This window comes from Arcobacter suis CECT 7833, from assembly GCF_003544815.1.
Lineage (GTDB): Bacteria > Campylobacterota > Campylobacteria > Campylobacterales > Arcobacteraceae > Aliarcobacter > Aliarcobacter suis.
In genome coordinates this window covers 1,973,839-1,998,765 of the sequence record NZ_CP032100.1, presented here as the reverse complement: position 1 = coordinate 1,998,765, position 24,927 = coordinate 1,973,839, and the positions used below count along the sequence as shown (strand labels likewise).

23 protein-coding genes and 1 tRNA gene are annotated in these 24,927 nt (G+C 26.4%); 18 read left to right on the top strand and 6 right to left on the bottom strand.

Features of this window, described 5'->3' with window-relative positions:
• Positions 1–23: 23 nt before the first annotated feature.
• From rfbA to pglF, 9 genes are read left to right on the top strand one after another with little or no spacing between them, the layout of a single operon-like run.
• Positions 24–914, top strand: a complete 891-nt coding sequence (gene rfbA, locus ASUIS_RS10265; protein WP_118887039.1) for a glucose-1-phosphate thymidylyltransferase RfbA — start codon at positions 24–26, stop codon at positions 912–914.
• A gap of 1 nt (position 915) precedes the next feature.
• Complete coding sequence (gene rfbC / locus ASUIS_RS10260) at positions 916–1,491, top strand: dTDP-4-dehydrorhamnose 3,5-epimerase (protein ID WP_118887038.1); 576 nt, start codon at positions 916–918, stop codon at positions 1,489–1,491.
• Positions 1,484–2,362 (top strand): dTDP-4-dehydrorhamnose reductase, encoded by an 879-nt coding sequence (gene rfbD, locus ASUIS_RS10255; RefSeq protein ID WP_118887037.1) that lies wholly within the window; start codon positions 1,484–1,486, stop codon positions 2,360–2,362. The genes rfbC (ASUIS_RS10260) and rfbD overlap by 8 nt, the downstream gene beginning before the upstream one ends.
• Positions 2,363–3,394, top strand: a complete 1,032-nt coding sequence (gene rfbB / locus ASUIS_RS10250; protein ID WP_118887036.1) for a dTDP-glucose 4,6-dehydratase — start codon at positions 2,363–2,365, stop codon at positions 3,392–3,394.
• A complete protein-coding gene (locus tag ASUIS_RS10245) occupies positions 3,391–4,284 on the top strand; it encodes a glycosyltransferase (protein WP_118887035.1) in 894 nt (297 codons plus the stop codon). The genes rfbB and ASUIS_RS10245 overlap by 4 nt, the downstream gene beginning before the upstream one ends.
• On the top strand, positions 4,284–5,141 hold the full coding sequence (locus ASUIS_RS10240) for an NAD-dependent epimerase/dehydratase family protein (RefSeq protein WP_118887034.1): 858 nt from the start codon (positions 4,284–4,286) through the stop codon (positions 5,139–5,141). The genes ASUIS_RS10245 and ASUIS_RS10240 overlap by 1 nt, the downstream gene beginning before the upstream one ends.
• On the top strand, positions 5,138–6,100 hold the full coding sequence (locus tag ASUIS_RS10235) for an MraY family glycosyltransferase (protein ID WP_118887033.1): 963 nt from the start codon (positions 5,138–5,140) through the stop codon (positions 6,098–6,100). The genes ASUIS_RS10240 and ASUIS_RS10235 overlap by 4 nt, the downstream gene beginning before the upstream one ends.
• Complete coding sequence (rfbC, locus tag ASUIS_RS10230) at positions 6,100–6,672, top strand: dTDP-4-dehydrorhamnose 3,5-epimerase (protein WP_118887032.1); 573 nt, start codon at positions 6,100–6,102, stop codon at positions 6,670–6,672. Before ASUIS_RS10235 ends, rfbC (ASUIS_RS10230) begins: the two co-directional genes overlap by 1 nt.
• Before the next feature lie 10 nt (positions 6,673–6,682).
• Complete coding sequence (pglF, locus tag ASUIS_RS10225) at positions 6,683–8,425, top strand: UDP-N-acetylglucosamine 4,6-dehydratase (configuration-retaining) (protein WP_118887031.1); 1,743 nt, start codon at positions 6,683–6,685, stop codon at positions 8,423–8,425.
• Between the two features lie 568 nt (positions 8,426–8,993).
• Here pglF and ASUIS_RS10220 read toward each other — a convergent pair.
• The 4 genes from ASUIS_RS10220 to ASUIS_RS10210 all read right to left on the bottom strand — a co-directional run bounded on the left by ASUIS_RS10220 (position 8,994) and on the right by ASUIS_RS10210 (position 10,526).
• Positions 8,994–9,470 carry a hypothetical protein gene (locus tag ASUIS_RS10220; protein ID WP_118887030.1) on the bottom strand — a complete coding sequence of 159 codons (477 nt, stop codon included), beginning with the start codon at positions 9,468–9,470 and terminating at the stop codon, positions 8,994–8,996.
• 2 nt (positions 9,471–9,472) lie between these two features.
• On the bottom strand, positions 9,473–9,625 hold the full coding sequence (locus ASUIS_RS13735) for a hypothetical protein (protein ID WP_153801679.1): 153 nt from the start codon (positions 9,623–9,625) through the stop codon (positions 9,473–9,475).
• 367 nt (positions 9,626–9,992) lie between these two features.
• Positions 9,993–10,077 (bottom strand) — tRNA-Leu (locus ASUIS_RS10215).
• A 134-nt stretch (positions 10,078–10,211) separates the two neighbouring features.
• Entirely contained in the window at positions 10,212–10,526 is a 315-nt protein-coding gene (locus tag ASUIS_RS10210; RefSeq protein ID WP_004509928.1) for a F0F1 ATP synthase subunit C, read from the bottom strand.
• A gap of 174 nt (positions 10,527–10,700) precedes the next feature.
• On the opposite strand from ASUIS_RS10210, the gene ASUIS_RS10205 reads away from it, so the two are divergent.
• From ASUIS_RS10205 to ASUIS_RS10175, 7 genes are all read left to right on the top strand, one after another.
• Entirely contained in the window at positions 10,701–12,785 is a 2,085-nt protein-coding gene (locus tag ASUIS_RS10205) for a hypothetical protein (protein ID WP_118887029.1), read from the top strand.
• 197 nt (positions 12,786–12,982) lie between these two features.
• Positions 12,983–14,335: an imelysin family protein gene (locus ASUIS_RS10200; protein WP_118887028.1), complete on the top strand. Its 1,353-nt coding sequence runs from the start codon at positions 12,983–12,985 to the stop codon at positions 14,333–14,335.
• Positions 14,304–15,698 carry a di-heme oxidoredictase family protein gene (locus ASUIS_RS10195; protein ID WP_226799899.1) on the top strand — a complete coding sequence of 465 codons (1,395 nt, stop codon included), beginning with the start codon at positions 14,304–14,306 and terminating at the stop codon, positions 15,696–15,698. Before ASUIS_RS10200 ends, ASUIS_RS10195 begins: the two co-directional genes overlap by 32 nt.
• Positions 15,698–16,642: an imelysin family protein gene (locus ASUIS_RS10190; RefSeq protein WP_226799897.1), complete on the top strand. Its 945-nt coding sequence runs from the start codon at positions 15,698–15,700 to the stop codon at positions 16,640–16,642. Before ASUIS_RS10195 ends, ASUIS_RS10190 begins: the two co-directional genes overlap by 1 nt.
• Positions 16,643–16,645: 3 nt before the next feature.
• Complete coding sequence (locus ASUIS_RS10185; protein WP_118887025.1) at positions 16,646–17,551, top strand: sterol desaturase family protein; 906 nt, start codon at positions 16,646–16,648, stop codon at positions 17,549–17,551.
• 1 nt (position 17,552) lies between these two features.
• Positions 17,553–18,680 (top strand): cytochrome-c peroxidase, encoded by a 1,128-nt coding sequence (locus tag ASUIS_RS10180; protein WP_226799895.1) that lies wholly within the window; start codon positions 17,553–17,555, stop codon positions 18,678–18,680.
• Between the two features lie 98 nt (positions 18,681–18,778).
• The gene (locus ASUIS_RS10175) at positions 18,779–19,417 is read left to right on the top strand and encodes a hypothetical protein (RefSeq protein ID WP_118887024.1); all 639 of its coding nucleotides are present in this window, start codon (positions 18,779–18,781) and stop codon (positions 19,415–19,417) included.
• 32 nt (positions 19,418–19,449) lie between these two features.
• On the opposite strand, the gene ASUIS_RS10170 is transcribed toward ASUIS_RS10175, so the two are convergent.
• Positions 19,450–20,520 (bottom strand): AI-2E family transporter, encoded by a 1,071-nt coding sequence (locus ASUIS_RS10170; protein WP_118887023.1) that lies wholly within the window; start codon positions 20,518–20,520, stop codon positions 19,450–19,452.
• Between the two features lie 276 nt (positions 20,521–20,796).
• Between ASUIS_RS10170 and ASUIS_RS10165 the strand changes: the two genes are divergently transcribed.
• Positions 20,797–21,060, top strand: coding sequence for a hypothetical protein (locus ASUIS_RS10165; protein WP_118887022.1), 264 nt, complete (start codon positions 20,797–20,799; stop codon positions 21,058–21,060).
• A 268-nt stretch (positions 21,061–21,328) separates the two neighbouring features.
• Positions 21,329–22,954: a sensor domain-containing protein gene (locus ASUIS_RS10160; RefSeq protein ID WP_118887021.1), complete on the top strand. Its 1,626-nt coding sequence runs from the start codon at positions 21,329–21,331 to the stop codon at positions 22,952–22,954.
• 11 nt (positions 22,955–22,965) lie between these two features.
• On the opposite strand, the gene ASUIS_RS10155 is transcribed toward ASUIS_RS10160, so the two are convergent.
• Complete coding sequence (locus ASUIS_RS10155) at positions 22,966–24,873, bottom strand: sensor histidine kinase (protein WP_118887020.1); 1,908 nt, start codon at positions 24,871–24,873, stop codon at positions 22,966–22,968.
• Positions 24,874–24,927: the final 54 nt, after the last annotated feature.

The window sequence follows — 24,927 nt, the reverse complement described above, 5'->3', positions numbered from 1 at the left end:
AAAATTTAAAAGGGGAAAACTAAATGAAAGGTATAATCTTAGCCGGAGGAAGTGGAACAAGGCTTTATCCAATTACAAAAGGTGTTTCAAAACAACTCGTGCCAATTTATGATAAACCAATGATTTATTATCCACTTTCTGTTTTAATGCTAGCAGGAATAAAAGAAGTACTAATAATTTCAACACCAAATGATTTACCAAGATTTGAAGAACTTTTAGGTAGTGGAGAAGATTTAGGAATGAAATTTTCTTATGTAGTGCAACCAAGTCCAGATGGATTAGCACAAGCATTTATTTTAGGTGAAGAGTTTTTAAATGGTGATGATGCTTGTTTAGTTTTAGGTGATAATATTTTTTATGGTCATGGATTAACTAAACTTCTTGCTCAGAGCGTAAAAAATGTGAAAGAAGAGAATAAAGCAACAGTATTTGGATATTACGTAAAAGATCCAGAAAGATATGGTGTTGCAGAGTTTAATGATAATGGGGATGTAATAAGTATAGAAGAAAAACCTCACGAACCAAAATCAAATTATGCAGTTGTAGGATTGTATTTCTATCCAGCTGATGTAGTTAAAAAAGCAAAGAATGTAAAACCAAGCCATCGAGGAGAACTTGAAATTACAACTTTAAATCAAGATTACTTGAATGAAAATAGATTAAAAGTAGAATTAATGGGAAGAGGCTATGCTTGGCTTGATACAGGAACTCATGAAAGTTTATTAGAAGCTAGTCAATTTATTCAAACAATAGAAAATAGGCAATCTTTAAAAGTTGCATGTTTAGAAGAAATAGCTTATGAAATGGGATATATTTCAAAAGAAAAGTTATTAGAACTTGCAGAACCATTGAAAAAAAATCAATATGGTCAATATCTAGTAGCAAGAGCAAATCAACCAAGAAGAGTAATGTAATATGCAGTTTTCAAGAACAAAAATTTATGATGTGGTAATAATTGAACCAAAAGTACATGGAGATTCAAGAGGATATTTTATAGAGACTTTTCGTGCTGATAAATTAGAAGAGTTTTTAGGATATAAAATAAATTTTTGTCAAGATAATGAGTCAAAATCTTCAAAAGGAGTTTTACGAGGTCTTCACTATCAACTTTCTCCCTATGCTCAAACAAAACTTGTGCGTGTTATTCAAGGAAGAGTTTTAGATGTAGCCGTTGATATAAGAAAAAATTCTCCAACATTTGGTCAATATGTAGCCGTTGAATTAAGTGCAGATAATAAAAAACAAATGTTAGTTCCAAGAGGATTTGCTCATGGATTTGTAGTTCTTGAAGATGATACAATATTTGCATATAAAGTTGATAATTATTATAGTCCTGAGTGTGATAGGGGAATAGCTTTTGATGATAAAAGTTTAAATATTGATTGGATAATAAAAAAAGAAGAATTAAAACTTTCAGAAAAAGATACAAAACAACCAAAACTAAATGAAACTAATGATTTATTTGAGTTTGGAGTAAATTATTATGCTTAATATAGATTACAATATTTTGGTAACAGGAACAAACGGACAACTAGGGAGTGAAATAAAAGTAATATCTTCAAACTATTCTTATAATTTCTTTTTCACGGATAGAAATAATATAAATATTACTTCTAAAGAGAGTATCAAGAAATTTTGCCAAATAAATAATATAAATGTTATTATAAATTGTGCAGCATATACTGCAGTTGATATTGCAGAGTCAGATGAAATAAACGCAGATTTAATAAATAGAAAAGCAGTAAAAAAATTAGCACTTGTATCTAAAGAGTTAAATATTAAACTCATTCATATTTCAACTGATTATGTATTTGATGGTAAAAATTTTAAACCTTATATTGAAGAGTTTCAAACAAACCCACAAGGAATTTATGGGAAAACAAAACTTGATGGTGAAAATGAAATGAGAGATATTAATCCAAAGAATTCAATTATAATTAGAACTTCTTGGGTTTACTCAAGCTTTGGAAATAACTTTGTAAAAACAATGCTAAGACTAGGACGTGAAAAAGAGTCTTTAGGTGTAATTTTTGATCAAGTTGGAACTCCAACTTATGCAAAAGATTTGGCAAAAACTATTTTAGATATAATTCCTCGAATAACTAATGAAAAAGTAGAGATTTACAACTACTCAAATGAGGGAGTATTATCTTGGTATGATTTTGCAAAAGAGATAATGAGAATGGCAAAATTGAATTGTAAAATAAACCCAATAGAAACATTTCAGTATCCAACACCTGCAAAGAGACCACATTTTTCATTGTTGAATAAATCAAAAATAAAATCAACATTTAATATAGAAATTCCATATTGGAAAGATAGCTTAGATGAGTGTTTAAAAATAATGGGAGAAAGAAAATAAATGCAGCAAAATAAGAATATATTACTAACAGGAACAGCCGGATTTATAGGTTCAAACTTTGTACCTTATTTCTTAGATAAATATCCAGATTATAATTTAATTAATCTTGACCTTTTAACTTATGCAGGAAATTTAGAAAATCTAACAGAGTGTGAAAATAATCCAAGATATAAATTTATAAAAGGTGATATCTGTAATAGAGAATTAGTAGAATTTATTTTTTCTGAATATGATATTTCTGGTGTAATTCATTTCGCAGCTGAATCTCATGTGGATAACTCAATTAAAAATCCAGGTGTATTTGTCCAAACAAATGTAAATGGGACTTTTACTTTAATAGATGTAGCGTATAAATACTGGATGAATAAACCATTTGAATATAAATCAAATTATCAAAACTATAGATTTCATCATATCTCAACTGATGAAGTTTATGGAACACTAAGTCTTGATCCAAATGATTTATTTACTGAAAATACTCCATACGCACCAAACTCACCATATTCAGCTTCTAAAGCATCAAGTGATATGATAATAAGAGCATATAATGAAACTTATGGAATGAATACAGTAATTACAAACTGCTCAAATAATTATGGACCAAAACAACATGATGAAAAACTAATCCCTACAATTATAAGAAAAGCTTTATCAAATCAAAATATTCCAATCTATGGTGATGGGAAAAATATAAGAGATTGGTTATATGTACTTGACCATTGTAAAGGTATAGATATAGTGTTCCACGCAGGAATTACTGGAGAAACATATAATATTGGTGGACGAAATGAAAGAACAAATCTTCAAATAGTTAATACTATTTGTACTATCTTAGATAAAGAAGTTCCAAAAGCTGATAATTCTTCTTATAAAGAATTAATCACCTTTGTAGAAGATAGAGCAGGACATGATAGAAGATATGCAATAGATGCAACAAAATTAGAAAATGAGCTAGGTTGGAAAGCTGATGAGAATTTTGATAGTGGGATTGTGAAGACTATTGAGTGGTATTTGGAGAAATATAGTAAATGAAAAAAATAGCTGTATTATTAGCTTCATATAATGGAACTAAATATATAAAAGAGCAGGTAGATAGTATCTTAAATCAAAAAGATCTAGAAGTGACGATATTTGTAAGTGATGATTTATCAACAGATGGAACTTTAGAATATTTGCAGAATACATATAAAGATAATAAAAAATTAGTTTATTTAGAATCAAATCAAAAATTTGGTGGAGCTGCTAAGAATTTTTATAGACTAATTAGAGATGTTGATTTTTCAGCTTTTGATTATGTTTCACTTGCAGATCAAGATGATATTTGGTATGAAGATAAGCTCTTAAGAGCTGTTAAAACTATGGAAGAAGAACAAATAGATGCTTATTCTAGTAATGTATTGGCTTTTTGGGAAGATGGTAAAAGGGTTTTGATTAATAAAAGTCAAGCTCAAAAAAAATATGATTTTTTATTTAGTTCAGCAGGTCCTGGTTGTACTTATGTAATGAAAAAGAATTTCTTAATTGATTTTAAAGGTCAGATGCTTGAGAAATATTCTCTACTAGAAAAAATAGATTTACATGATTGGCTTTTATATGCTTATGCACGAGCAAATGATTATAGATGGTTTGTGGATAATATTCCTTCTATGTTATATAGACAACATAGTAATAATGAATTTGGTGCAAATAGTGGCTTTAAAGCATTTAAAAAACGATGGTTGAACGCAAGAAATGGCTGGTATAGAGAACAAATATTAAACACAGCAAGTTTTTGTGATTATAGTAATAATATAACAAACAGTATAAAAAATAATAATTTTTTTGATAGATTGCATATACTTAGAAATATACTTCAACTAAGAAAAAAAATTTCAGAGTCAATTGTATTGTTTTTGATGTTAATTGTTCCAGGATTTAAGTAATGAATAAAATTTTATTAACAGGAAGTAATGGCTATTTAGGAAGTAGTTTTATAATTGAATACAAAAACAAATATTCATTTGAAAAGTTCTCATTATTAAATCAAAGATTAGAAGATATAAACTTTGATAATATAGATATAATCTTACATTGTGCTGCACTTGTTCATCAAAAAGTTGAGCACACTTATGAAAAGTATTATGAGGTAAACGTAGATTATCCTGTAAAATTGGCAAAATTAGCAAAACAAAATGGGCTAAAACAGATAGTTTTCATAAGTACTGTTGCTGTTTATAGTGAAGAGGAGAAAAAATTAGATGAAAATACAATTTGTAATCCAATTACACCTTATGGAAAAAGTAAATTAGAAGCGGAAAAGAAATTATTAGAACTAAATGATGATAGTTTTATCGTGAGTATCATCAGACCACCTATGATATATGGTAAAAATGCTCCTGGGAATATAGATAGTTTAGTAAAACTTGTAAAAAAACTATCTATTATTCCACTAGGCAGAATTGAGAATAAAAGAAGTTTTATATCTATGCAAAATCTTTGCCATTTAGTTGAAGAGGTTATAACCCAACAAAAAGCAGGAATATTTTTAGCAAGTGATGATGAACCTCTTAGCACGTCAAAACTTATTAAACTTATATCAAAAAATTTAGATAAAAAAATATATTTGATAAAAATACCATTTTTTGAAAGTTTATTAAAAATCTTAAAACCATCATTTCATAAAAGATTATATGGAAGTTTAGAAGTGGATAATAGTATCACTAAACAAAAATTAAATTTATCAAATCCATATAGTGTAGAAGAGGGAATAAGATTAATGATAAAAGGAGAAAAAATTTGATTTATGTAATTCTACTACTAATCTCTTTTTCGCTTACATATTTTATAAAAAACTATATGATAAATAAATCATTGGTTGCTGTAGTAAATGAAAGAAGTTCTCATACAACACCAACTCCACATGGTGGAGGAATAGCCTTATCTATAACTTGGTTTATAGGATTGTGCTATTTTTACTTTATGGGTGAAATTGAACTAAACCTTTTTTATGCTTTACTTTTTGGAGCAGTTATATCAATAGTTAGTTTTTTTGATGATATATATGAATTAAGCCCAAAACTAAGGCTTTTAGTTCAGGCTACTATGGCTATTGGTGGACTTTATAGTTTAGGTGGATTTGAAACTTTGACTTTTGGTATCTTTGATATTTCAAATCCTATTTTAACAAATATTTTTGCATTTTTTATGATTATTTGGTTTATAAATCTTTACAACTTTTTAGATGGTATAAATGGTTATGCAGGAAGTCAAGCTGTATTTCTATCACTTGCAGGATTTGTTTTATTTGGAGGAAGTTACTTTTTAGTTTTAGTTATGGCAGTTTTAGGATTTTTGTATTGGAATTGGAATAAAGCTAAAATATTTATGGGAGATGTAGGAAGTACTCTTCTTGGATATAATGTAGCAATTTTTACTATATATTACGCAAATCAAGAATTAACTAACTTTTGGGTGTGGATTATATTATTTGGAGTTTATTGGTTTGATGCAACATTAACCTTGATAAGAAGAAAATTAAATAAGGAAAAATTATCGCAGGCTCATAAAAAACATGCTTATCAAAGATTAACACAATCAGGATGGAGTCATTATAAAGTTACAAATTGGTCAATAATTGTAAATATAGCTTTATTTGCTATAGTTTATTTTGTTCCAAATATTTTTGTAGCATTTGTTTTGGCAATGATAGTTTTAATTAGTTGTATGAAATTTGTAGATAATAGAAAGAAATTTGAATAGTGAAATATATTAAACTTGAAATTCCGGAATTAATTCTTTGCGAACCAACACTTCACAAAGATAATCGAGGTTTTGTATATGAGTCATTCAAAAAAGAGTCTTTTAATAATTCTTTAGGATTTGAAGTAAATTTTTGTCAAGATAATACCTCTTTTAATAAATATGGAGTTATTCGTGGACTACATACAAATACATTAGATTTTTCTCAATCAAAACTTGTTTCTGTATTAGATGGTAAGATTTTGGATGTGGCAGTTGATTTTAGAGTTGGAAGTCCAACTTTTGGAAAAGCTATAAGTTTGGAATTAAGTAGTGAGAATAATAAACAACTTTTTATTCCAAGAGGTTTTTTACATGGTTTTTCAGTTTTAAGTCAGAATGCATTGGTTATGATAAAAATCGATAGATATCTTGCTAATAATCAAAGTATTGGGGTTACTTATAATGATGAAAAGTTGAACATTGATTGGAAAATCCCAAAAATATCAGAAATACTTTCTGATGGAGATAAAAATTTAAAAAAGTTTGAAGAAGTAAATTCACCGTTTACTTATGGTAAAAATTATTATTAGAAGGTATTTTATGAATTATTTACGAGATAAAAGATTTTTAGGAGTTCTTTCAACTATTGTTATATCAATATTTTCATTTTTTTTAGTAACTCTTTTATTAGAAAAAGAATTTTCCTTGATAGTTGTAAGTGTGATAGTTTCAACAAGAGTAATTGCTTCATTTTTATTATTTGATGATTATAAACTTTCTTGGTCTAAAGCTTCTACAAAAACAGGACTAATGAAAATTTTATTGGCATTAGCTAGTTTTATAGTGTATATGCCTATATTATATTATGTATTAGGAATACATTTTAATCTTATCTTTATTGATTTAATCTTTTATTCTTTTATTGTAAATATTTTAGTTTATGTTTATAAGTATTATCATACGGTGGGAAATCAAAGTAAAACTAAAGAATTAGTTATTTATGGAGCTGGAAAAGCTGGTCTTCAACTTCAAAGAGAATTTTTAAATACAGAGTATAAATTAATTTGTTTTATAGATGATGATGAAGTTCTCCAACACAGAAGTATAGATGGTATTTCTATATATTCAAAAGAAAAATTTTGTAACATTTTTAAAGATAAAAAATTTGACAAGATGGTAGTTGCTATACCATCTGCTTCAAAAGAGCAGATAAAAATAGTATATGAAAATATGCAAAATAATTTTAAAACTATTAAAATACTTCCAAGTATTGAGAATATCCTAAAAAAAGAAGAGTTTACTAAACAACTAAAAGATATCTCTGTTGAAGATCTACTTGCTCGTCATCCAAAAGATTTGGATAAAAAACAAATTGAAAATTTTATCAAAGATAAAGTAGTTCTTATAACTGGTGCTGGAGGAAGTATAGGAAGTGAGATAAGTAGACAATGTAAAGCTTATGGAGCAAAACAATTAATACTTTTAGACCATAGTGAATTTAATCTTTATTCTATTATGGAAGAACTAAAAGATGAAAATGTAATTCCAGTTATGCAAACAGTTAGAAAAATAGAATTTTTAGAAAGAACCTTTGAAAAATATAAACCTCAAATCCTTATTCACGCAGCTGCTTATAAACATGTACCTTTAGTTGAACATAATATTTTAGAAGGTATTTCAAATAATATAATTGGAACTAAAAACTGTATAGATTTATCAATTAAATATGAAGTCGAGAAATTTGTTCTAATCTCAACAGATAAAGCTGTTCGACCAACAAATGTAATGGGAACTACAAAAAGAGTTTGTGAATTATATGCTCAAAATGTGGATTCAAAAAATACTGAAATAGTTGCTGTTAGATTTGGAAATGTTTTAGGAAGTAGTGGAAGTGTTATTCCAAAGTTTAAATCACAAATAGAACAAGGTAAAAATATTACAGTTACTCATCCCGATATTACAAGATATTTTATGTTAATTCCAGAAGCTTGTGAGCTTGTACTTCAAGCAGCAAGTATTGGAAAAGGTGGAGAGATATTTATACTTGATATGGGTGAACCTATAAAGATAGTCGATTTAGCTAAAAAGATGATAGAATTAAGTGGAAGAAATGAGATAAATATAGAGTTTTGTGGTTTAAGACCTGGTGAAAAACTATATGAAGAGTTATTGATAAATGATAGTGATCAAAAAACAAAATATGAGTCAATTACAGTTGCAAGTTCTACTAATTTTGAAATAAATGAATTAAATCAAAAAATTGAAGAGTTATTAGTTTGTGAAGATAAAATCTCTAAATTAAAAGAGATAGTTCCAGAATTTAATCATCAGTTGAATTTATAGATAAATATTCACTTGGATAACTAAGATAACTGGATAACTCAATTTTATAGGCTTTGATTTTCTTTTATAAGTGAAAAACTATTTGGATAACTTGTTAATTGTGTAATTCATATTTTAATAACTATCGAATAAATATATAAAAATATTCAATTATTGTTTTTTATTTTTTACAGTATGGTTTACGGTACTAAAAACGAAAAAAACTTTTTAAATGTTGATTTCTCGGCTATCTTTTAGTCCTATTATCGTAATCATAAGAAAAGAAAAACCATTTCATAAAGATAGAACATATTTTTACTTTAATCTGGAAGTAAAGAATATCTAATAGTTTGTTTAATGTTAAAAATTAAAGTTTAGCAAAGTGTAAATTTGATTTTTAATTGATTTTAAAAACTGCCAATCTTACCAAACTGCCAAATGATATATTTGTTGATAAATTAATCTGCTACCAACAAATAACTAACAAAAATAAAAAAGGCAAGAAATAAAAATATCTTACCTTTTGATTATATAAGGCTTAAAGCTTATTCAGCTACTGATACTTCTCCAGGTGTAGCTTTTCAAAACTTTATATTTTGAAAAACATCCAACTTTTATTCAATTTTTTAAACCCAACACTTAAATATTTTTCTTTTAGATTATCACTATCAGGAGATAAAACTATATATCTTAATCCTAATTTTTTTGACATATCTTCTGCAATTGAAATAGCTAAATTTATTAAATATCTGAATGGTTTAAGATTATTAAGTATTTCAAGATTTTGGCTTCTGAAAGATTGACTAACAAAAATATAGTCAATTTGAACTGATGGTTGGTCTGTTACAGATGAAGCACTAAGTACAACTAAACCTATAATTTCTTCTCCTGAATCAAGAACATACAAAACACTTTTTGATTTTGATATTCTTATGCAAATATCTTTTATAAATAATTCTTCTCTATTCGCTTGTTGAATATCATCCGAAAATTTAAGTTTTCTGAAAATAGTAGTATATAGATTGTACGAAGATGAAGAACTATTATAATTTATTATCTCTAACAATTTTATCTATATACTATATTGAATTTAATTGAAGTTGCTTCTTTTATAAGCCTTTCATTTCTAGGAGAATTTTCTAACTTTTCTAATTGTTTTTTTGAAAGAGTTTTAGGAGGTATAATACTAATAACTCTACCATCTTTGATTCTTAACGCCATAAGTTTTAACCTTTTTATTTTAATCAATGTATTTTAGCTAAAATTTAAATTTATGACAACTTAAATTAATATAATCAATACTTCTTTTTTAAATTAATTAAATATTACTTTTAATAAAAAACTGCCATACTTGCCAAACACTAATAAAATCAACTATGATAGGAAATATGATTTTATTGAAGAATATAAATATAATTTTCTCATTATTAATGTATTCTAAGTACTATAAAATCCGCATTATTTCCAATGCTTTAAGTTTTGTTTAATTTTATGAAAAATTTTGAAAAAAATGAGAAGAAAATGAGAAAATTAAGTTACCATTTTGTTGTCATAATGGTAATTTTTGTCAAAGAGAAATTGCTCTTCATGGTGCAGATAGGGGGACTCGAACCCCCACAGATTGCTCCATACACACCTCAAGCGTACGTGTCTACCAATTCCACCATATCTGCATAAAAAGCTATTAAATCGTTACCTCAAGGTAGTGTGTCTACCGTTCCAGCATAACTGCACATTATAAAAAAAAGGTCAAGAAGATAAACCTCTTGACCTTTAGAGTTTTTTATTAAATCTGTAGATTTAAAGATTACCCTAAAAATGGATTTGCATATAATGCAATCATTGCAACAACAAGTGCATAAATAACTTGTGCTTCGATCATCGCTAATGCAATGAACATAGTAGTCATTAATTTTCCACCTAAACCTGGGTTTCTAGCAGTACCAGCAATAGTTGCAGCAGCAGTATTACCCATACCAATAGCACCACCAAGTGCAGCAAGACCTAATCCAATCCCAGCAGCAACTACAGAGTATGCTTTTAAAGTTTCATTTACAACAGCTTCGTCAGCAGCGAAAGCGATACCAGCAATAGCTAGCATTAAAAGAACGATTTTTTTCATTTCTTTTCCTTATATTTTGTTAGTTTCAAAGTCTGTTCGGCTTGCGTATCCCTACTTAACACTTTGTTAGTCGAGATTATATATCAATAAAAATAAAAAAAAGCTAAAAGACTAAATTTTTGTTTATTTACCAAAATTTGATATAATGATTACAATTATTGAAAAAGGTTGCAAATGAAAAAAATATTCTTATCTCTCAGTCTAATAATTATTCTAATTTTAGGGTCAATTTATGGATTATTATTCACAAAATTTGGAAACAATATTGTTTCATCTTATATCGAAGAAAAAGTTAATTTAGATCAAAAAGATGTTAAATTAAAGGTAAATGATTTTACATTAACTTTAAATTATTTAAATTTTGATGCTTGGATAAATGATAATTCTAAAATAAATATTTCTGGTGATTTATCTCTTTTTAAAAAAAGTGTAGATTTGAAGTATGATATAAAAATTAATGATTTATCAACTTTGAAAAATTTAACAAGACAAGAATTTAAAGGTCCTTTTGTTACAAATGGAATTTTTATTGGAAATGAAGAAGAAGCAATTATTCAAGGAACATCTGATATTGCACGAAGTCAAACTAGATATTATTTTAATTTAGAAGATTTTGAGCCAAGAAACATAAACATCCAGGTAAAAAATGCAAAAATTGAAGATTTATTAACTTTATTAAATAAACCAATATATGCAAAAGGTGATTTGAATGTACTTGCTGATATAAAAAATGCAAATATTTCAAATTTAGATGGAATATTCGTTTCTAAAATTTCTAATGGAAAAATTGATAATGAAGTTATGAATAAAGAGTTTAATCAAACACTCGCTTCTCCAATTAGTTTTAATGGTGAGATGAATGCTCTTTTATCTCCAAATAAAGCAGAAGTTAAAACAAATTTAACAAGTTCTTTAATAAATATTTTTATGGACAAAACAGTAGTTAATTTATTAACAAATCAAATTGACTCAGATTATAAAATTGATATTAAAAACTTAAATAAAATTGAGGGAATAATTGCAAAAAAATTAAATGGTGAATTTTCAACAAAAGGTAATTTAAAAGCATTTGATGAAACTATAAAAATTGAAGGTGATTCAAATGTATTTGAAAGTAATGTAAAATATAATACAGAATTAACAAATTACAAACCTTCATATATTAAGTTTTCTGTAGAAAATGCAAAATTAGAAAAATTCCTTCAAATGTTAAATGAACCTATTTATGCACTTGGTGATTTTAATATTCAAGGTGAAATAAAAAATGCAAATCTTGATAAATTAGATGGAAATATCAGTTCAAAAATAACAAATGCTTCAATAGTAAATGAAGTTACAAATACTGTATTTAAACAAAATTTAAAAGAAAAAATAAATTTTGATTTAAATATTGATACAAGTTTAGTTCCAAATCAAGCAGTATCAAAAGCTAATTTACAAACAACAATCGGAAATTTAACATCACAAAATAGTGTTTACACTTTTACTGATGATTCTTTTAATAGTGATTATTTATTAAATATTCCTGCTTTAGAAAAATTAAAAGATATTTTAAATATGAGCTTAAAAGGAAATATTGATATAAATGGAGATATTACAAATAAAGAAGATTCTCTTTTATTAACAGGAAAATCAAATACTCTTGGTGGAACTTTTGATTTTGATTTAAAAAATGATAAATTAAATGCAAATTTAAAAGATATTGATGTTCAAGAGTTATCTGCTATGTTAGATTATTCTAAAATTTTTGATTCAAAAGCAAACTTTACTTTAGATTATGATTTGTTACTTAAAAAAGGTGAATTAGTTGGAAAACTTATCAATGGACACTTTTTACCAAACAATTTTTCACTTTTACTTAATCAGTTAGGAAAATTTGATTTAAATAAAGAAGTTTATGAAACACTAGATATAAATAGTCAAATTGATAATAGAATTTTAACATCTGATGTAATTATGAAAAGTGCAAATACTCAAATTGATATTCAAGATTCTATTTTGGATTTAGAACAAAAGCTAATTGATGCAAAAATTAATGCAATTGTAAAAGATAAAAAATTTATAATAGATGTAAAAGGTGAAACTTCTAACCCTAAAATTTCTTTAAACGCAAAAGATTTATTAAAAGAAAAAATAGATAAGCAACTTGAAAAAAAAAGAAATAAAATTGAAGAGAAGTTAAACAAAGCTTTAGGTACTAAAGCAGAAGACGAAAAAGCTAAAGAAATTATCAATAATCTAAAATCAATAGTAAAATAGAGTTTTAAAACTCTATTTTATCTCTTAAAAAACCATTCTTAAAAATCTCTTTCATATTTAATATCTACAAAAAGACATTGAATTTTTAAATTTTAATATTGTTCTGATAATTATTATCATTTTAAGACAAATGAAAGTTTTATTTGGCTTTAATTCATTAATGATAATTAATATTAAGATTAAGAAAAAGGAATTAAATGTTAAATTTTAGTAAAAAAGTGGTGATTTCTCTGTCTGTAGTTACTGCTATTGCGTTAACTGGTTGTACACCTTCTCAAAGTGGAAACGAAAAACAGGAATTAACAAAAGCTAATTCAGTTTTAGATGCTTATGCAAACATTGCATTAGCTAATTATAGTGATGCATTAAAAGATGCAAAAACTTTAAAAGTAACAATTGATGAATTTGCAAAAAAACCAACTTTTGAGAATTTTAATAAAGCAAAAATAGCTTGGTTACTTTCAAGAGAATCTTATGGACAAACTGAAATTTTCAGACTTGCAAATGGTCCTGTTGATGCAGAAGAAGGATGGATTGCAGATGCTTATGGTGCTTTAGAAGGTCAAATTAATGCTTGGCCACTTGATGAAAATATGATTGATTATACAATTGATGCTGATGGAAAATTAACTTCAGGAAATATCATTGATACAGTTGGAGTTTTTAATCCAGGTGGAGAAGAATCAAAAGAAGTTGATGTTACTAAAATTACAGTTGAATCAATTACTGATTTAAATGAAAATGGTGGAGATGCAAATGTTGCATCTGGTTATCATGCTATTGAATTTTTATTATGGGGACAAGATCAAGATTATTCTAACTTCTTAAAAGATGGTATTACTAATGGTGCATTAACTCCAGGACTTAGACCTCTAAAAGATTTTACAACTGATAAAAATGCAGCAAGAAGATTAGCTTATTTAAAAGCTGCAAGTGAAAAATTAGTTGCTGATTTAGAAGTTATTACGTCTGCTTGGGAAAAAGATATTAATGGAACAAAAGGTTTATATCAAGCTGCATTAAAAGGTCAATTAACAGGTGATAATGCATCAAAAAATATTGAATCAGCTGAAGCTTTAAAACAAATCATTGCTGGAATGGGAGTTTTTGTAAAATCTGAATTAGCAAATGAAAGAATTGCAGTTGCTGTTTTAACTCCAAGTGAAGAAGATGAGCACTCTTGTTTCTCTGATAATACTCACAGAGATATAGTAAACAACTATTTAGGATTTAAAAATATTTTAACTGCTACTTATAAGGGTAAAAAATATGGAGATTCTTTATTAGATGCTGTTGATTCAGAAACAAAAACAAGAATTCAAGAATTAATGAAATCAATTGAAGAAAAAATTAATAGTATTGATGAAGTTGCAAAAACAAAAGAACATTTCGATTATCAAATCAGACCAGAAAGTTCTCAATCAAAAGTTATTATAAAACTTAAAAATGATCTAAGAAAATTAGGTGATGAAATGGTAAATGTGGCAGCAGCGAACAAAATTAGTTTAAGTACAGATGATGTTACAGATCCTGAAGAAACAAAACTATAATATATTAAAAAAACTCTTTATCACTAAAAGCCTTGTAGTAATTTTTGCTACAGGGCTTTTTGCGGTTAATGATAGTGGTAAATTTTTATCAAATGATAAAAATAAGTCCTTACTTCTGAAACCAATTGATAATTTAAAAGATGAAGAGTATGATAAATTCGTATTAGGTAGAAGTTTTTTTACTATTCCATGGGTTGAAGCACCAAGTATTACAACTGCAAGAGATGGTTTAGGACCACTTTTTAATGCAAATACCTGTGTTAGTTGTCATCCTGCAAATGGAAGAGGAACTTTATTTAATAAAGATGGTTTGGAATCTAGATCTTTAGTTGCAAGATTATCAGTAAAACCAAATGAATCTTCAGAACATAAAGAGTTTTTAAAATTCAAAGGTTTTGTTCCAGATAGTGTTTATGGAAATCAAATATCTATAAATGGTATCCACGGAATAGATTTTGAAGGTAAAATAAAAATAGATTTTAAAGAGATAGAAATTTTATTTCCAGATGGAGAAAAACAGGTTTTATTAAAACCAAATTATTCGTTAGAAAATTTGAATTATGGTGATTTAGGAAAAGATACTATAGTTTCATATAGATTAGCTCCAACACTAAATGGTATGGGTTTAATAGAATTAATTTCAAATGAAGATATTTTAAAAAATGTTGATGCTGATGATAAAAATGCAGATGGAATATCTGGTCGAGCAAATTGGGTTTATTCTAATCTTACAAAAAAAGAAGAATTAGGACGATATACTTGGAAAGCTAGTGTTTATTCATTAAAAGAGCAAGTTGCCGGTGCTGCAAATAATGATATGGGATTAACAACTACACTTTTTTCATATGAAAACTGTACTTCTTTTCAAAAAGCATGTAATGAGGCCTCAAAAGCCAAAGATAAAATTGATTTACCAGATGAGAGACTTGATGCTATAACTTATTATTTGAAGCATGTAAAAGCATATACTCCTAAAATCACTAAAGAGTATGAAGAAGGTTTAGAAATATTTGAACAAATTTCATGTTCAAAGTGTCATATTAGTAGTTTTGAAACAAAAAAAGGATTTAAAGTTTTTCCTTATTCTGATTTTTTACTTCATGATATGGGTGAAGATTTAGCAGATGGAAAAGTTGAATTTAAAGCAATGCCAAATGAGTGGAGAACAGCACCTTTGTGGGGATTAGCACTTCATGAAAAAATAAATAAAGAAAAACCTAGACTTTTACATGACGGACGTGCTAGAAGTTTTCAAGAAGCTATTTTGTGGCATGGTGGAGAAGCACAAGGCAGTAAGGAAAATTATATGAATTTACCGAAAGATAAAAGAGAAAAATTACTTAAATTTTTAGAGGAGTTATAATGAGAAAAGTGTTGTTTTTAGTTGTATTACTTTCTAGTATGGTTTTTGCCAATGAAAGAGTACTTGTTAACATAATAAAAAATGTATCAATTCCAAATGTACAAACTGCAATTGATAATGCAAAAATTCTACAAAAAGATGCAAATGCTCAGAATTTTACAAATTTCTTGAAGTCGTGGAAAAAAGTTGAAGCTTTGTATTTTGCAGGTGATATTGATGAAAATTATGCTGATACTCCAAGATATATTGATATTTTCAATAATTTAAAAGAAGATTTAGGTTCTCAAATGAAAAGGGTTGTTGAATCAAAAGATGATGCAAAAGTTGCTTTATTTAAAAATTCTTTTAAAACAATAAATGCTTTAGAGTATGTTTTGTTTAATGATAAAGATATTTCAAAAAGAGAAAAAGAGTTAAATGTTGTTATTTTAGACTCAATAATTTCTCACTTAGAAAATATAAAAAAAGTTTATGAAACTTATTTAGCTGCACCTACAAAAGATGAAAAATGGGAAAATTCTTTGGTTATAAATACTTTGATTGCAAGTTCTTATAGACTAAAAGAGTGGAGAATTGGGAATTCAAGTGGAAATGCTGGTAAATTTAAAAATGATCCAAAAAATGAAAGAGCAGAGTATTTTTTAAGTCAAAACTCTTTTGAAGCAATAGATGCTATTTTGGAAGCGCATAAACAAATAGTTGAAAAAAATAAATATTATGATTTTGCATCATATGCTATGGATAAAGGTGCTTCGATTGAACTTTTAATGGTAATTGAGAAAATAAAAGAAACACAAGAAGCATTAAAAAAACTTAAAAAAGATGATTTTGTAAATGCAAGTGCATTATTTAATAGTGCAAAAGATTTACATAACGCATATTATTTATCTTTAATTGGACAGTTAAGTGTAACTGGAAAAATTTTAGATGCGGATGGAGATTAAAAATTGAACGATTTTTTTGCACTAGAGTATTTAACAGATCCAAATAAAAGGCTTTTTTGGATTTATATAATATCTTCAATATTGTTAGCAATAGTATATTTTTATATTAATAAAAAAAATACAAGAGTTATTCTATCTTCGAAACTTTGGTTACATCCAAGTGCAAAGCTTGATTATTACTACTTTTTTTTGTCATATTTTATAAATATATTTTTATTGGTTCCTTTTATTGTAAGTGCAAAAACTATTGCTTATTCTATTAATAAACTCTTGTTTTTACAATTTGATTATTTTGAAAATACTTTTTTCTCTTATGAAACAGTTATTTTTATGTATACATTGGCTTTATTTTTAGTAAGTGATTTTACAAGATATTGGTTACATAGATTTTTGCATACAATTCCTTTTTTATGGGAGTTTCACAAAGTTCATCATAGTGCAAAAGTTTTAACACCAATTACTTTTTATCGGGTTCATCCAGTTGAAAATTTTCTTTTTGGACTGAGATATTCTTTGAGTATTGGTTTTGTAACTGGTATTTTTATATATTTTTTTGGTGCAATGATTGATATTTATACAGTAGTAGGTGTGAATGTTTTTTTATTTGTATTTTCAATTTTCGGAGCAAACTTAAGACACACACATGTGCCTTTTTCATATTTTGCTTTTATAGAAAAATGGTTGATGTCTCCAAAACAACATCAAATTCATCATAGTAGAAAACATTTTGATAAAAACTATGGTGGATTTGTTTCTATTTGGGACAGAATGTTTGGAAGTTTACAACTTTCAAATGAGGTACCCGTTTTAAAATTTGGTTTAAGAAAAAATCAAATGGGTGATTATACTTCGTTAAAAAGTCTAATATTTAGACCTTTTATAAATCTTTTAATAAAAAGGAAAAATTAAAATGAATAAATTAAAATTAGTTTCTATGGGAATTTTGTGTATAGGTTCTATTTGTTTAAGTGCAAATGAAATTTCACAAAAAGAGACTTTAGGTCAGGTGCTATTTTCTGATAAAAATTTATCAAAAAATAGAACACAATCATGTGCAACATGCCACAATCCAAATGCAGGATTTGCAGATGATAGAGAAAATGGTATAAAAAGAATGGCTTCATTAGGAGATGATAATAAATCTTTAGGTGATAGACAAGCGCCAACTGCTTCTTATGCTAAATTTTCTCCTGATTTTCATTTTGATGAGAAAAAACAAAAATATATTGGTGGACAATTTTGGGATGGAAGAGCTAAAACTTTAGAAGAACAAGCAGGTGGTCCTCCATTAAATCCAGTTGAAATGGGAATGGGAAATAAAAAAGAAATAATTGAGAGAATCAAAGAAAATACTTATTATGTTCAAACATTTAAAGAACTATTTGGTGAAGATATTTTTAAAGATGATGAAAAAGCTTATGATGCAATGACAAATGTGATTGCAACTTTTGAAAGAAGTAATGAATTTTCACCATTTGATTCAAAATATGATAGATACTTAAAAGGTGAATATGATTTAACACCACTTGAAGATTTAGGTAAATCAATATTCTTTTCAAACAACAATAACTCTTGCGCAACTTGTCACGTGTTAAAAGGTGAAGATAAAGCAGGGGAAACTTTTACAAATTATGAATATCATAATATTGGAACACCTGCAAATAAAACTTTAAGAGCAAAAAATGGTGTAAAAGATATTGATAAAGGATTATTGGCAAATCCAAATGTAAAAGATGTTGCACAAAATGGAAAACATAAAGTTCCGACACTCCGAAATGTTGCAGTTACAGCTCCTTATATGCACAATGGTGTATTTAAAGACTTAAAAACAGTTATTGAGTTTTATGATAAATACAACAATAAAGATAGAAATATAAATCCTGAAACTAACAAACCTTGGGATGATGCAGAAGTAAAAGAAACAATTGCTCTAAAAGAGTTAAAAGCAAATGCTTTAACTGATAGAAAAGTAGAAGCATTAGTTGCATTTATGAAACTTTTAACTGACAAAAAATATGAGTATTTGTTGGAAAAATAGGAACTAAAGAGTTGTTCTTTTTTGTTTAAAAAATATTAAGCTGTGAATTCAATAATAAGAGTACACTGAAATAATCATGATGATGAAAGGGGTGCAAAATGATTGATCAACAGCTTATATTTTTAGGGATTATTGCAATATGTATGGTAATTATCACAGGGATAATTATTTTTACTATTATTCAGCATAGTAAAACTATAAATAAAGTAAATGCCTTTATTTCCCTTGGGCAAGATAAACTTTCTATTCTTTCAAGTAATATTTCTGTAATCACTCAAGAGAGTAGTGATTTGATAGAAAAAGTAGGAAATGAAAGTCAACTCTTAACTAATGGCATCGTTAAACTAACCAATGCCTCTCTCACGTTTAAGGCATTTTCTCAGTTTTTTAATAAAAATCCAGAAATAAAAGAGGACAACATGAACAAAAGTAATCTATTCAGTTTTGCAGTCGGTGCAGCTATCACGGGTGTTAGTGCATATTATGTTTTCAAAAATAAAGATGAAATCTCAAACAAAATTAGCGATCTTGAGGAAACTCTTATTGATGATTATGGAGAATTAGTTACTAAAGCAAAAGATAAGCTTGCAGAATTAATGAAAGTATTTCAATCTACAGCTCAGGAATTTTTAAATGGTGGAATTGTTGATGGAATCAAAGAAAACGAAATTAAACACCTCGTTAAAAAACTTGATAAACTTCAAAGAGAGATAGAATCACTTAGTATAAAAAGTTAATTTTATCTAGGTGAATTTTTTATGCGTAAGGTTTAAATCGATTGACTTAATCGATTGGCTTTGCGCAAACTCACAAGAGTCGTAATTGCAAGTGCAATAATTGCAGGTCCTAAGATAAATCCCCAGAATCCAAAAGTCGATAACCCTCCTACAATGGCAAAGAATATAATAAACTCATTGATACGATGTTTATTTTTGCTTACTTTTTTATTTACAAAATTTAAAATGACAAGTTTTAGAATATTATCAATGAAAAATGCCATCATGGCATATGAATAAATAGAGATAATGAGTGCATTAAAGATATTGCCTTGAAGATATTCGTTTACTGCAATTGGAACCCAAACTAACCCTGTTCCTAAAATGGGAAGAATTGACATAATTGCAACTAAAAAACCAAGTAATAAAGGGTTATATCCATCAAAAAAAGCAATAAAAATCCCAAATGCTAATCCTTGCGCGATCATTACTCCCACTAAAGTATAAAAAACAACAGATACCATAATCGTCATTTCTTTAAAAAAATCTCTTTTTATTGAACGTGATAGTGGAATAATAGGGATAAAAAAGAAAATTAGCCTTCGACTGTATAAAGTCAAAAAGAAGAAAAATATAACAATCATTGACATATCGACTAACATCAGCATAAAGTCTTTTAATCCATTTCCAAGCAAGGCTGCTAGAAATGAAGTAATCTCTTCTTTTCGTGTTACTACCATCGGAATAATTGTATCAAGGGGAATTCTAATCCACTCTAGATAAGAAGGAAGGTGCTGATTTAAGGCATCAATCTTATCCCAAAAAGATAGAATTATAGCCATGCTCTCTGTTGGATGACTAAGAAAATTAAATAAAAACAGTGTAATTGGCATAAAAACAATTAACGAAACTACCAAGGTAACAAAACCAGCAGAAATTATAGGTGCAAAAATTTTTAGTTTTTTATATCGTTTTAGTTTTGTTTCTATGAAATAGTATATGGGGAAAGTAGCCATTACCATTAGTGATGCTACAAAAAAACTTTTTAAGAAAGGTAAAAATAACCAAATTATAAGAGCAAAAACTCCAAATCCAATCCAGCGTAAAAAATAGTCTTTTTTCATGGTATTTACCTTTAGATATTTAATTAAAAAGAGTGTTATTTCTGCTTAAAATTCATTATAGCACATTTATATCTAAACAAGGATTGCCTGAAAACAGAATAACTAAAAGTATTGAATATTAAAATAGTGAGCAAATTTATACTTAGAACTGAAAATATAATTGATTTTAATCATATAAAAATATGTGAATTTATTAGAAAAATAAGACATAAAAGAATTATTTTTTAATATTATATTATGAAAACTTTGATAGAATACGCGAAAAAAAGGCTTTTATTGACAAATAAAATAATATTATTTTTTATTACTTCAAATTTATTTGCAAATGAAGTAAATATATTTGATTTAGAAAAAGAAAAAAACGGATTAATAAATAAATATTATGAACGAATTGATATAGCAAAAGAAGAAAACTTAGAAGATCGGGTTTTATTATTAGATAAAACTTTAAACTGTTTTATAAGCTCACGAAGTAAAAGAGATATTATAAATTGTAAAGCAGATGAAAGAAAAAGGATAATGAGTTTAATCAAAGGTTAAACCCATTATTACTTTAGATATTTAAATATAAAATACCATCTTAAATTAAATTTGTTGTATTTAATAGTAATAATATTAGAAAATATAACTAAAAAATAAATCATTTTTCTTATGTTTGCAAAAATAATAATTGAAAAAACCTTTATTTAAAGGGAAAATAATAAATATTCTAAGTAAATAATAATTATTTTATTGTTAAGAGAAAAAATAAAATAATTTGCTAGAATATTAAAAAAGAATATTTTATAATTTTTTTAAGGAAAATTCTATGGATTCAACTCTTATTCAACCTGACGATTTTTTAAAGCTAATTTCAAAACATTTACCTGATATGTTATGGGCAAAAGATTTAGATGGTCGATATTTATATGCCAATGATGCTATTTGTAATAAGTTGTTAATGGCAACACCTCAAGAAGTTATAGGAAAAAACGATGTTTTTTTCGCCCAAAGAGAAAGAGCTAAACATCCAGAGAATAAACAATGGCATACCTTTGGAGAGTTGTGTTTTAATTCTGATACGTTAGTTCTTGATGAAATGAAACCTATGATTTTTGAAGAGTATGGAAATATTAAAGGTGAACTTGTATATTTAGAAGTAAACAAAGCGCCTCTACAAGATGTAAATGGTAAATTAATAGGAACTATTGGAAGTGGAAGAGATATAACTTCTCAGGTTTTATTAGAAAAAAAGAATGAAAAATTAGCTTTTTATGATCAATTAACTCTTCTACCAAATAGACAAAAAATACTTTTAGATATTAGTTTAAAAAATCCAACAGCCTGTGTTATATTCAATATTGATGAATTTAAAGTAATAAATGATTTTTTTGGTATGGAAAGTGGAGATAAGATTTTACAAGATATTTCAAAATGGTTTTTAAGATTGGATTTTGAAACTTATAGAATAGATGGAGATGAATTTGCGATTTTATATTATGAAGATATTCCTATTGAAAATATAAAACACAATATTGAAAATCTTTTATCTTTATTTGAAGAAGAGTTATTTCATATAGAAGATGAAACTATACATATTCAGTTATCTGCTGGAATTGCAAAAGTAAAAGATAAACTTCTTACAAAAGCTGATATTGCAATTAATTATGCAAGGGAACAAAAAATAAAAGTTTCAGTATATGAAGAAAATGCAAATATTGAAGAAAAATATAAACACAATATTGCAATTGCAACTTCAATAAGAGAAGCATTACTTGATAATAGAATTATTTGTCATTATCAGCCAATTATAGATATTGAAACAAGTAAAATTGCCAAATATGAAACTTTGGTTAGAATGATTGATAAAAACAATAAAATAATTCCTCCTTTAGATTTTTTAAAGATAGCAAAAAAAACAAAACTTTATTCTCATATTACAAAAGAAGTTGTACATCAATCTTGTAATATGTTTAAAAATAGAAAAGAGAGTTTTTCTGTAAATTTATCAATAGATGACATAAAAGATCCAAATACTGTTCAAGAAATTATAAATACAATTATAAAAACAAATACCGCTTCACGAATTGTTTTTGAAATATTAGAATCAGAAGGTATTGAAAATTATGATGAAGTTGCAAACTTTATTGTACAAGTAAAATCCCTTGGAGCAAAAATAGCTATTGATGATTTTGGAACAGGTTATTCTAACTTTGAACATATTTTGAGATTAAATATTGATTACATAAAAATTGATGGTTCTTTAATTAAAAATATTCAAAAAGATAAAAAACATAGAATTATTGTAGAAACAATAGTAGATTTTGCTAAAAAAACTGATTCAAAAACAGTTGCTGAATTTGTATCTGATGAAAGAATCTTTTCAATTATAAAAGAAATTGGCGTAGATTTTTCACAAGGGTTTTATACTGGAAAACCACAAATGATAAACTAAATAATCTTTGATTACTTAGTTTGATTAATATCTAATTCAATGGTAATTTCTGTTCCTTTATAACTTTTATTTTCATAAGTTACATCTACATTTTTGATTAGAAAACTTCCTTCTAAGTGTTTTACAACAATCTCTTCTGTCATATAAAGTCCAATTCCTGTACCTTTTGCTTGATGTTTAGTTGTAAAGTAGGGTTCACAAACCTTATCAATGATTTTTTCATCAATTCCACCTGCATTATCTGTTATTTTAATTACACCTTTATTTTCTTTTTTATATGTAGAGATGAAAATTACTTTAGGATTATTTTTACTTTCTAAAGCATCTTTTGCATTGTTTAATATGTTTATTAACGCCTGAATAAACTCATTTTCAAAATTAAATAATTCATAATCATCTATATTTTTAACAAAAATAATTTCATTATTTTTAAATTGAGTAAGTGTTAACTTGAAAATTTTTTCAAGTGTATTTTCTATTTTGAAAGTATTTTTATTTTTATCAGTTCTAAAAAAGTTCCTAAAATCATCTATTGTATCTGATAAATATAAAGCAGAATTTGTAATATTTTGTATTGATTCATCAAAAGTTTTATCATCAAGAGTATCAAACTCTTTTTGTAATTTCATTCCTGTTGCAACCGTTGTTATAACAGAAAGTGGTTGTCTCCATTGATGAGCAATATTTCCCAACATTTCTCCCATTGCTGCCATTTTTGATTTTTGAGACAATATGTGTTGTTGTTTATTGTTTTGTTCAAGATATTTATTAATCTCTTTTTTATAATTTGAGAATTTTTTTTCAATTAATTTTGACATATAAAATGAAACTAACAATAAAATAATAGTTAAAAGTAGTGCAATAGAGATTATATTTATAACTTTTGTATGAAATTTTGTATTTAATTCATCGGTTTTATCTTTTATAATTTGATTTATATCATCGTGATAAAAGCCTTTTCCTAAAATCCAACCCCAGTTTTCTAAACCTTTTACATAACTTGTTTTTGTTCGAAACTCATTGAATGGTTTATGATTGTAAGTGATAAAACCGCTTCCTTTTTTTGCCATAAAAAGCATATCATCAAAAACTTTAGTATTTTCTAGATTTTTAACATTTTGTGCAGGTTGATTTATTAAATCATCAATTACATGAAATAAAGTTTTTTTATCATAATCAAGAATAAAAAAATAGTTTGTTTTATTTGGTACTAATTTTGAAATATATTCTAAAACCTCTTTTTTTACACTATTTTCAAAATCTACAAAATATTCTCCTGTTCCTATAAACCAATCATAAGGTTCAAAATAAACATTGAATCCTATTTTTTCATATCCTTTTGTTAAGTCATTTGGTTTTGGATAATACCAAGTTAAAAAACCTTCTTTTTCTTCTTTTATCTGTTTTATTATTTCTCTTGTTAAATAAGTTCCTTTGTAATCTTTAAAGTTGTAAAAACTACTTCCTTCTAAATGTTTAGAAATAGGTAATAAAATACATTCATAATCAAAAGAGTAGATGAAAAAATATCCCCGTCCTTCATTGAATCTTATATCTGTTAAAGCATCTTTTATCATCTTTTGTATTTCGTTTTTTGTTTTTGTAGTTTTATTTTCATTATAAATTTTCATAGCAATACTTTTTGCTTCATAAACTCTACTTTTAATATTCTCTTTGAGTCTTTTTTCAGTAGATTCTTGAGTTTTGATAATAAAATCATGTAAATTTTCAACATCTATTTCTACAAGTTCTTTATTTGTTTTAATAAATTCATTTTTAATTGTAATTTTTTCTTTTTCAAGTTCACTTTGTTTATCTAAAGATAAAAAGAAAGTAATAATAATTGAAATAGTAATAATAAATATGGGTGGAGTATATTTAATAATATTTATTAATTGATTTTCATTTTTATAAATCATTTAGTTCCTAATTTTTGGGTGCGACATTTTATCATAAAGTAAATTTTATTAAGA

What these genes read in the sequence shown, in the direction of transcription:
- rfbA (WP_118887039.1), top strand. Translation starts at nt 24, where the DNA reads ATGAAAGGTATAATCTTAGCCGGAGGAAGTGGAACAAGGCTTTATCCA.
- rfbC (WP_118887038.1), top strand. Translation starts at nt 916, where the DNA reads ATGCAGTTTTCAAGAACAAAAATTTATGATGTGGTAATAATTGAACCA.
- rfbD (WP_118887037.1), top strand. Translation starts at nt 1,484, where the DNA reads ATGCTTAATATAGATTACAATATTTTGGTAACAGGAACAAACGGACAA.
- rfbB (WP_118887036.1), top strand. Translation starts at nt 2,363, where the DNA reads ATGCAGCAAAATAAGAATATATTACTAACAGGAACAGCCGGATTTATA.
- ASUIS_RS10245 (WP_118887035.1), top strand. Translation starts at nt 3,391, where the DNA reads ATGAAAAAAATAGCTGTATTATTAGCTTCATATAATGGAACTAAATAT.
- ASUIS_RS10240 (WP_118887034.1), top strand. Translation starts at nt 4,284, where the DNA reads ATGAATAAAATTTTATTAACAGGAAGTAATGGCTATTTAGGAAGTAGT.
- pglF (WP_118887031.1), top strand. Translation starts at nt 6,683, where the DNA reads ATGAATTATTTACGAGATAAAAGATTTTTAGGAGTTCTTTCAACTATT.
- ASUIS_RS13735 (WP_153801679.1), bottom strand. Translation starts at nt 9,625, where the DNA reads ATGGCGTTAAGAATCAAAGATGGTAGAGTTATTAGTATTATACCTCCT.
- ASUIS_RS10210 (WP_004509928.1), bottom strand. Translation starts at nt 10,526, where the DNA reads ATGAAAAAAATCGTTCTTTTAATGCTAGCTATTGCTGGTATCGCTTTC.
- ASUIS_RS10205 (WP_118887029.1), top strand. Translation starts at nt 10,701, where the DNA reads ATGAAAAAAATATTCTTATCTCTCAGTCTAATAATTATTCTAATTTTA.
- ASUIS_RS10200 (WP_118887028.1), top strand. Translation starts at nt 12,983, where the DNA reads ATGTTAAATTTTAGTAAAAAAGTGGTGATTTCTCTGTCTGTAGTTACT.
- ASUIS_RS10195 (WP_226799899.1), top strand. Translation starts at nt 14,304, where the DNA reads ATGTTACAGATCCTGAAGAAACAAAACTATAATATATTAAAAAAACTC.
- ASUIS_RS10190 (WP_226799897.1), top strand. Translation starts at nt 15,698, where the DNA reads ATGAGAAAAGTGTTGTTTTTAGTTGTATTACTTTCTAGTATGGTTTTT.
- ASUIS_RS10180 (WP_226799895.1), top strand. Translation starts at nt 17,553, where the DNA reads ATGAATAAATTAAAATTAGTTTCTATGGGAATTTTGTGTATAGGTTCT.
- ASUIS_RS10175 (WP_118887024.1), top strand. Translation starts at nt 18,779, where the DNA reads ATGATTGATCAACAGCTTATATTTTTAGGGATTATTGCAATATGTATG.
- ASUIS_RS10170 (WP_118887023.1), bottom strand. Translation starts at nt 20,520, where the DNA reads ATGAAAAAAGACTATTTTTTACGCTGGATTGGATTTGGAGTTTTTGCT.
- ASUIS_RS10160 (WP_118887021.1), top strand. Translation starts at nt 21,329, where the DNA reads ATGGATTCAACTCTTATTCAACCTGACGATTTTTTAAAGCTAATTTCA.
- ASUIS_RS10155 (WP_118887020.1), bottom strand. Translation starts at nt 24,873, where the DNA reads ATGATTTATAAAAATGAAAATCAATTAATAAATATTATTAAATATACT.